Source organism: Roseivirga sp. UBA1976 (assembly GCF_002336325.1).
Taxonomy (GTDB): domain Bacteria; phylum Bacteroidota; class Bacteroidia; order Cytophagales; family Cyclobacteriaceae; genus Roseivirga; species Roseivirga thermotolerans.
In genome coordinates this window covers 5,282-14,775 of the sequence record NZ_DDDQ01000095.1, presented here as the reverse complement: position 1 = coordinate 14,775, position 9,494 = coordinate 5,282, and the positions used below count along the sequence as shown (strand labels likewise).

Sequence of the window (9,494 nt, the reverse complement as noted above, 5' to 3'; positions counted from 1 at the left end):
TACACTGTTGGTTTGGGTATACAGGTCGGTGCCCGAACCGCCCGGCACAAAAGCAGATACCAAAGCAGTTACCAGAGTAGTACTGCTAATGCGCGAAGTTCCGGTAGAGATTCCTCCTTCATTGTAGGCCCATACTTCAATATCCAATTCATCGCCTGGCATAACATCCAATAGCAGAGCAGCTCCTATGCGATTGGCAGCCAAACTGCCATTGGTTCGACTCACCTCATTACAGGTAGTACAATTGTCATCGGCCAGGGTCGATTGATTGGCCGTAGCGTTGGTATACCGTGTTTCTCTAAGGTTGAAGAAGACTTGTTCTTCAAACGCTGCTATGTTATTGCCCTGATTATCATTTTCGCTCTCCATAGTGGCTTTATAGACTATTACAGGAGAGGTTTCGGTAGTAAAGGTGGTTCGGGTATTGCCCAGATGATCCTTTATAAAGTAGTCATACACAAGTGCTCCCTGGCTATTCTTACGAACCCTGCCTTCTTCGTGTGCAAAGTGCTGCAAGTTGTTGTTTTCATAAATAAAGCCTCCTACATAATCGGTAGTTACTACGGTTCCATTGTTGTTGGCTATTTTTTGCACTTTGGCACCTGATGCATCGTAGCGATAGGTTATGGTACGACCTCCGCCCATATTTACATATTCCGGCAAGTTAAATCTGTTATAGGTAATATTGCTACTGATGCCCTTGTTTAGATCTGTAAGCATATTGCCGCTGGCATCGTAAGTATACTCTATGGTGGCACTGCTGCCATCTATAAAATCCCCAATCTTACCTTTAACTCCCGAGTCGGTCACCTTTGTCAGTTTATTCCCAATATCTGAACTGCTGTAGTCATAGTTGAGTACGTCAATATTCTTGGCTGTATTCAGTACCCTACCTCTACGCGTAAGGGTTTGAATATTGCCATTAGGGTCGTAGGTAATACCTGTTACACTAAAATCATTGTCATAAGTATTATTGCTTAGATTGTCATAAACAGCAGCTGTCAAACGATTACTATAGTCGTAACTATACTCGTATCGTTTTAGGTGACTATCTCCGGTAGATGACCACTCTATTTCCGAGATATTGCCATTAAACATATCTACCGCATCGGTGGCATCGTGGTATTTGAGTTTCATGCCAAAATAATCGCTGCCAAGGCTGGCCGGATTATTTATTTGGCTCAGCCAACCACGAATAGTGTAGGTATAGTCAACATACTGTTTATTATTTCCCAGGGCCTTTTGAGTAAGTTGTCCCAACGCATCGTATGTATTGGAAGTAAGTGTTTGAAATACAGATTCCTGGTTTATATTTCTGCTCTCTACCTTGGTTAATCGGCCGGCATGATCGTAAGTCATCTTCTTTAAAACCCTCAACTCTGAAAAATCATCGGCCGCAGGGTTTTTATGGTGAATGTAGGTAAACAGCAGTTTTCCAGAAAAGTCATACTTGTTGGTTACAATGTCTTCGCCCCCCAAATGATTTATAGAGCGTGTTTGTAAAAGCCTTCCCTTTCCATCGTAGAAGTTCACTGTTTCCAACCAAGTACTTTGGCCCAATACTTTGGTCTTGCTCCCTGTTGACATGCCATTCACATGATAATGTGGTGTCTGCTCATCGGCAAATGTGCCTCCATTCATGGCAGAGTTATAGGCACTCGAGAAGGTTTTGGTAGTGAATGAGTAATCATCGAAATAGGTTACCGATTCGATGTTCAGAGAACTCAGACTACTAAATGGTTTCACATAATAATTATGATAAAGTGTATATCCAGTAGCCGAGGTCTTTCGTACTTCAAAGGCGCTATCATCACTGTTTATTGTGGATTGTAAGGTAGACCTGGCGGTGCTTCCGGAATAGGTACCTGACATCACGGGTCTACCCAAGTAATCATACTTGGTAAAAACCCAAATAGCTTCCGTAGTTTGTTTGCCATCCCTGCTAAGCACAAGTCTATCTTCTCGATCATACACCATTTCTACCTTACCTGCCCCGGGCACCTTTTTTACAATCATTCGGTTGCGGTCGTCATAATGGTAATGAAAGAGCAGCTCATCAGACTCAGTGGTGCTAATACTCCAGTCGTTAGAAATGAGTTGGACAGCCTTTGGAGGAATGACCGTTTTTAAATTGCCATATACATCGTATACGTAATAGGTACACAACCATCCTGTATGATTCGACCCTGGGTTTGCCGAGTCCTGCACCTTTTTAAGAACAACTTTGCCTGTAAGATCGGTATACTCTAATACTTTATTACCTTGTTCATCTGTACTCTGTACTACAGATAGCTTGTTGGCCGAATAATATCCGGCAAAGGTAGGTATAGACGTTTCTCCTGTTCCGGCCGTCCAACGCACCACCGATTCGGCACTGGTGTTGGTTCGATAGTCCATACTTACTCCTCTATTACTTCCCACCCACGGTTGCCCTGGTGCCATTTGTTTTAAGGTTCTGTTCAGCGGGGAATTATCGGTAGTGACCAGTGAATAAGCGTAGTCATCATCAATAGTACCGTACTGAGCAGTATAAAAACTCGCTCTTTCTGTGTTTGCACCGGTTTTGTATGTACCCGTTCCACTAGTGGATTTAAAGGGGAGATATTGTTTTAAAGCTCTCCCAAGATTGTCGTACTCAGTTACTGAAACAACATCTTTCAAGTCAGGAGAAAGTTGCTTGGAAACGGACTGAATCGGTCGTCCTAGTCCATCTGCATAAGAAGAGGTAACTAATACATCAGTAGCAGAAGTCTGTGCTTGAACTGCACTAATGGTCAGGTGTCCTGGTTCTTGCACGGTGTAGGAACGAACAAGATTGAGTGTTCCCCCACCACAACTCACGGTGGCTGTTGCAGCTACCCTTGAACTCTCACAACTACCACTAAAGGCAGCTGCATAAACCGTTAAAGAATTAGTTCCATTATGAGTGTAGGTGGTACCCGTAGCTAATAAAGTTCCCCCTGAGCTAGCGCTATACCACCGCACAGTTTGGTTAGCAGTGAGCACAATGTTGGTGTTAGGGCAACCCGAAGCTGAGGTAACTGATGGTGCAGCCGGGCCACTAATATTTACATTTAGAAATGCCGGAAAAGCTCCACTTCCTTGTATCTCGGCCATGATGGTTCCTCCTCCCGACCCATACCAGGTAACAGAAGCCGAGGTATTATTTGATGTTGTGATGGTTCCGTTGAGTGCATCCCATATAATTGTACCACTTCCCCCAGATTGGGTATAGCTGTAATTGGATCCACAACTCACACTTGTTGGACCTGATATGGTCATTTGAGCCTTTAGTGAGGTTAAGGTAAAGGCGAAAAACAGAACTAGAGATAAAGGTAACGTCAATCTTCTACCTGACTCATTAAATACTATTTTCTGAATAATCTTTTTCATAACATGAGTGTGTGTATGGATTAATAAGAAGTGGTGGTTTGGTACTGATAGTCGAAGGCTTTGATAACATGCCCTTTCCAATCCTTTATAAGCTCTAACCGACTAAACTTGTCGTATTGATAGCGAAGTATATTATGATTCATTCCTACTTCAGTGGTCACTCCAACCATGGGTTCATAGGTATAAGTAATCATCTGTGCATCAATTGGGTACAAACGCAACTCATCAATATAGGCCGTACCACTACTTATGGTTAGTGTAGATATACCGGTTACCACACGCTCATAATAGGTCCATCCATGGGCATTAGCTTCCGCACCATTTACCGAACTTTGAACACCATTAAGTGTTGGCACTCCATTCTTCGCGTAGAAAGTAACCTTATACTTTTTTGATGAGCTTAATCCTGTTTTAGAGATACTACCAAGACTCAGCCTGTAATACATCTTACCGGAAGGAGAGTTCACATCGGTATACGGATTTTCTGAATAAGTCCAGTTTCCTTTTTCTAAAGCCTCAAAACTTGTATAGGCAATGTCATTGTTTGAATCGGCACCAATAACCTGAGCTACAGGTAAATGCGCATTGCCATAGGCATATAAATAGCGATACTTCACTCCGCCATCTTTGGATACGCTTAGTAAATTTCTATTGGCATCATATTCATGCATTGTGAGTCGCGTTTCCAACGCAGAGCTGCCTTTTGCCACTTCTATACTTGAAGGCAGATAAGTTGCCGGGGTACTGAAATACTCAAAGTTATTGCGTACGGTTGAGGTCTTAGTTGTTCCCACATACTCTTCTTGCTGTATTACAGGGGCAATCATGTTTAGCGTATTTCGCATAGCCGATAAAGCATTTATTTCCGGAGTGGTAAGACCTGTCAGTGAACTTTGATCGTAAGGATAATAGAAGCGGGTTTCACGGGTAACACCTTCGCTGTCTTTGGTTTGCACCCTCGAAACATTGAAATAATAAGACGGCAGATCGTCCCAAAAGTTAGTGGTTTCGGTCTCCAGATAATTAGTTGTACTACCCAAATCGTATGTTCGGGTTATGGTCTTTTCCAAATCAACCCGCCCAGTGTAAAACCTATACCTTTTAAAGTGGTTATGAGCGCCTGGTTTCCATACAGCCCCTTCAATAGAAACGTAATTCATACCATTTGCTGCCTGGGTATTGGTTGGTAAAAATGCAACCCATGGCAAAATGCTACCATTGTCAGCTGGTGCGTTAAAGGTGCTTACATAGGTATTAATTACCTCTTTTACTTTGTGATAGGTACTTCCAGTCCAGCGGTAGTCTATCTGCTTTAAAAGTAATCCTCTCAGGTAATCTCTGCTGTCTGGTCTTGGGAAAGGAAAGGTCTCATGTGTTCCGGCAGCTGTCGTGGTAAAGTATGTTTCTCCATTCAGAGGGGTATAGTAATAGCCATCATATAAGTCCTGATAGTCTGCTGCAGTAGTAAAGTAGTACTCTGTTTTTCCAATGTTTTCAACTCCAATAGTTCTTACCGTAACTTTTCCATACCCCACCTCTGAACCATTGGTCTTCATTAACGGATAAGTAGACTGAATCGCTCTACGATAGCCATTTGGTTTCATATAAACATTAGGAGCATAAGCTTCCTCATTGTGAATCACCTGGCCACCGTAGGTTGGAGCATTAAGAATCCTACCCGTACTATTGGAAGTGCCACCATCTCCATTCTCATTGTAGTAAAACTCTCTTCTAACATCGTTGGCACTACTTATTCCATCATGATCTACAATAGCTTCAATTCTAAGCCCTCCCACAGGTTTGTTGGTCTTGGCGACTTCGTTTTTCCACTGTAAATTGATATTGTCTGTAGCAACCACACTGCAACCGTACTTTACGGCTCTTACTTTATATGTCCCCGGCTGCAAGGTTACCGTTTTGGTGCCATGACTATACATTCCACTTCCTACGTAAGTCATGGTTTGGCCGGTAATGTACGTGGTACCCGCCTGGTTATAAAACTCTACTCCTATGTTGCATGTACCAGAAGCATCAGCATTAATAGACAATACCTCATAAGGATCATTAATAAGGGAGACTGTAATCGTATGCCAAGTTCCGTTCGGCTGAAAATTATAACTTTGCTGAAGGTAATCGTTCTTTAATTTAGGATGAATAGCTTCATGCTGGCCGTAAGTAAAGGACGTATATCCCCCGGTTGGGTAGCTAACTTTAGTTAATATCCCTGCCTGACTATGAGCTTCACTTGGTTCTCTATTGGCCGTTCCAAAACCTACAAGTCGAAGAATGGAGGCTGCATCATAATATTTGACGCGTTGTACAGGCTCAGGGCTAGTGTTTCCTGTTTGTCCATTATAATACCCCCAATGATCCTGAGCAAAAGAGAATCGGCTTGGCAAATAGTGCGTACTGTTATAAGTAAAAACATATGGCGGATTTTCCGTAATCCCATCATTCCCCACCTCAATTACTCTATCTAGTTTTAACCTGCGTTCATGATCTCCTGTATCCAATCCCTGAAAGCCTATTCCCGTTGGGGTAGAGTTAATAGCCGCAGTTCCTGTAGCAGTAAAGTAACTATACTCCAGTTTAAACTTCTTGATTAAGACATTGTTAGAATCCGTAACCTGAATATTGTCTAACCAATAATCATTTCTATAATCCTGGCGATTTATACTTGATTTGTTAAATACAACTTTCCCTTTTTTAAAATCAATAATATGTATTCTTTTAGGCTTCACATAGTTCCAAGACTTATACATGTGTTGCTGCCCAAAAACAACCCCCAAGTCTAGTTCACTCTGCGGCCCATAGGTTACATTTTTTAATGCGTACTGCCATGTGATATCACCAGAATTACTCCAGTTGTAGTAGGTCAAACTGATCAATTCCTCACCTGCAGCCGAATTGATGGACGATAGATACCAACTGTTGGTTTTTGCTGCAATCGCACCGGGTGCCTCACTCATTTCAAACGACTTGGCAACCTCTTGCTCGCTGAAGACATATTTAAGACCTTGAGTATCTGTAATTTCAAAGCGAATAATTGAATGACCGGAAAAAACAGGAACAATCTTTACATTCGATTTAACCTGCTCTACCACTTGTTTTGACTTGTTGATGTAAAATGTTCCGCTCAGACCATTTACATTATAATTGAACTCATCAGGTTCGCCATCCAAATCACCATCGGCATAATCTTGGTATGTGGTTAAGCTAGAGGAAGATGTAGTCAAATCTGGCAAAGGAGGCAATGTCTGATATCCACCTCCTTCATCATCAGCTCTGCCACGAATAGTTCTGGATACTACTCCACCGGCATTCAAAGTCCACCCTAATCCAACCCATGGCGCAACTTCTTCTACTTTAATGCCACCAAATCCTGTATAACTTAGCGATATCTGTAAACTCGCCTCTTTATTAGATGCCGTATGTATAGGAATTGAGAAGGAAGGTGAACCCGTATAGAAGTTTACATTGGTATTGCCATATCCTACAATAGAGGCAGCCTCAGGTGAAGGAGGGATCACCTTTGGCATATCTTGAGAGAAACTTAAAAGAGTCAGATTTGAAGCGAAAAGGATCGCTAACACTCTTTGGGAAAACTGTTTTTTCATAACTGTGTGTACAATACGTTTAATTAATATAGATACCGGTTCTAAATTCTAGCCTGCTGGTGCCTCGTTGCGTAGAAGGCGTGTATAATAGTACAAGTCGTAAGACCTTGTTATTTCCTATTCGTTGAAACCTGCCAAGGCCTATCTTAGTCTCATCTTTCCATTCAGCAGATAAAGGCTCACTACCATTGGATACAATACTTACTTTGTATCGGCTCATTTCATAAGAACCCTCCAAAAAATACCTGGGACTTATATGGTAGTTAAGAATCCCCCTGCCTCCCCACGACCTGTTGGTTAAAGAGAGTTGACTTAGTTTCTTAGCTTTCAATTCATTATCTGCCAGAATCCCAAAACCTAGAGCCCATCTGTAGGAAACAGGTTTGATATAATCTGCCGATAAAGATATCTTAATGGGTTTACTAGGAAGAATAGAAAAACTCCCACCAACGAGTGATTTCCTGTTGTGAGAAACCACGGTCTCATTTTTACGAACACTTTGAAGAATTAGGGCTTTTTTTTCTGATTCGAAGGCTGCAATTTCTTGCGATAATTTCTCTACAAAAGCTGATGAAAAATCTTCGGGCGTACCACCATATCTCTGCAAGAAGCGGCCCTCTAAAAGCTCTATGGATTGAATTTCATTAACATCAAGCCCTACTCTATTAAAAAAGTTTTTTTCGATGCTCTTATTCTTTAAATATTCACCTTTGAGGTTTTTGAGAAAATCCGAACCATTCAAAACTTCATGAAAAGTGTCGGACGACATTTGAACTAAATCAATCAACTCTTCAAGTTGCTGGTTAAGTCTGGACTGAAAAAGTGGGCTACCGAACTGAGATGGGTTATCAGATCTAAATATTGTGATTGTTTTACTAAGCTCTTCAAACCTTTTATTGAGTATAATCACCTGCTCATAGCCCATAGCAAACTCTATTTCCTTTTGCAGAGAACTTATTTGATCTAACAATTGATTATATGCCCATATGCTTTGGGAAGAGTCAACCGAATCTGAAACATCAACCTTATATGAGCCCTTCTTGGAGTGTAGCGCTTGAAGAGACTCATCGGCCTTTTCTATCTTTTGCATCAATGACTCTAAAGCCTCAAATGTCTCCTGTTCTTGAGCATTTAGCCCAAAAGACCAGAGTACAGCAACTGTATAAAGTATGAGTGTTTTTGAGATATGCATTTGCGAGGCTTAATTGACATAGAAAAAAGAAGGCTTAATATGGTTGGCCACAACCAAGTCTCTAATCTTAATCACCTCTGAGAGATCCGTATCATTATCCTTGCCTCTCGTGGTTAAAGTCTGTTCAGTAGCTATCCAAAGACCTGCAAACTCCTTGTATTCCCTAAACTCGATAGTCCTTTGAAACCTCTTCCCATAACCTGAGACATCTTCTTCAATTACCATTGGAAGCAAGGTATTCTCATCAATTTTAACGCTTAGTTTTTTTGACCTGTCTTTGCTTTGAATTACAATAAAGCCATTCGATTTACCCAATTTGACATTATCTGAAAAACCCCAGAGAGTATAGAAATTATCCAGAAAGTTAAAGCGTTCGAGATTTTGGATAGTCTGTTCAGAGGTTAGCGGCATTGTTTGACCGCTTATTACCTGAAAATAACCTTTACTATTTTTAATAAATGATACCTGACCATCTTCAAGTTGTACATCGGCTCTTATATCGCCATTAGATGAAGCGGTGAAGACAATTTCCTGGTCAATCGTTAAGTTATTACTTTGTAATATCCTGTATTGAATTACGCCTATATCTACTAATGAAGAATACCCTAGCTTTGCACTAGAGGCATTAACAATATCACTCGCAGTCTGACAAAATACGTTTGGAATATACAAGATGTATAAGAACCCGAAGAAAATTTGTTTCATGATGTGCTTATGTAGTTTGAAATTTTGAGAAATTAAGTAAGTATCAAATAATTATCCAATACATATAATAACTGACACAACAGCCCTATAAATCCCTTAAAATCTTCAAAAACATCAAACAGCTATTTCACATCAATGATATTGTTGTTGATCAATAATTGTAATTTTGCGAATTACACAATCGGTAATATAATTACATATTTGGAACAATTACACAGTATTACCAAGCCGTCAAATCAGGATAGACGACAATCTATCTTAAGTCTGATAATTAAAATAAATCTTAATAATTATAAGAGCAGGGAGGTTTATAAATACCAGTTGGCGGTCCGAGCTAAAAAAATGTAAAAGGATTTGAATTATACTTGGTAAAGATCCCGAGAAAGCCAGGATATCTTCAAGGTCACATGAAGGTATAATAATAGCCTTCAACACGCTCTTTATAAAAAGAAAGAACCATAAACATAACGGTTTGTGTATGTCTTGTGGCGGTTTTCGAAGCACTTTGCTTCTCTCAGAAACCAAAGTTAACTACGAAGCGAAAACTTGCTGACAGCCGTCCCCCCGCCATAAGCTATATGTGTTGT

4 protein-coding genes are annotated in these 9,494 nt (G+C 40.8%); all 4 read right to left on the bottom strand.

Annotation, left to right across the window (positions count from 1 at the left end; translation table 11 throughout):
* Positions 1 to 3,282, bottom strand: a 3,282-nt coding sequence (locus tag B3763_RS09295; protein WP_286745922.1) for a DUF6443 domain-containing protein, incomplete at its 3' end; no start/stop codon positions are given.
* A gap of 131 nt (positions 3,283 to 3,413) precedes the next feature.
* Positions 3,414 to 6,932 (bottom strand): hypothetical protein, encoded by a 3,519-nt coding sequence (locus B3763_RS09290; RefSeq protein ID WP_286745921.1) that lies wholly within the window; start codon positions 6,930 to 6,932, stop codon positions 3,414 to 3,416.
* 97 nt (positions 6,933 to 7,029) lie between these two features.
* Positions 7,030 to 7,935, bottom strand: a complete 906-nt coding sequence (locus tag B3763_RS09285; RefSeq protein WP_286745920.1) for a hypothetical protein — start codon at positions 7,933 to 7,935, stop codon at positions 7,030 to 7,032.
* A gap of 276 nt (positions 7,936 to 8,211) precedes the next feature.
* Complete coding sequence (locus B3763_RS09280; protein WP_286745918.1) at positions 8,212 to 8,907, bottom strand: hypothetical protein; 696 nt, start codon at positions 8,905 to 8,907, stop codon at positions 8,212 to 8,214.
* Positions 8,908 to 9,494: the final 587 nt, after the last annotated feature.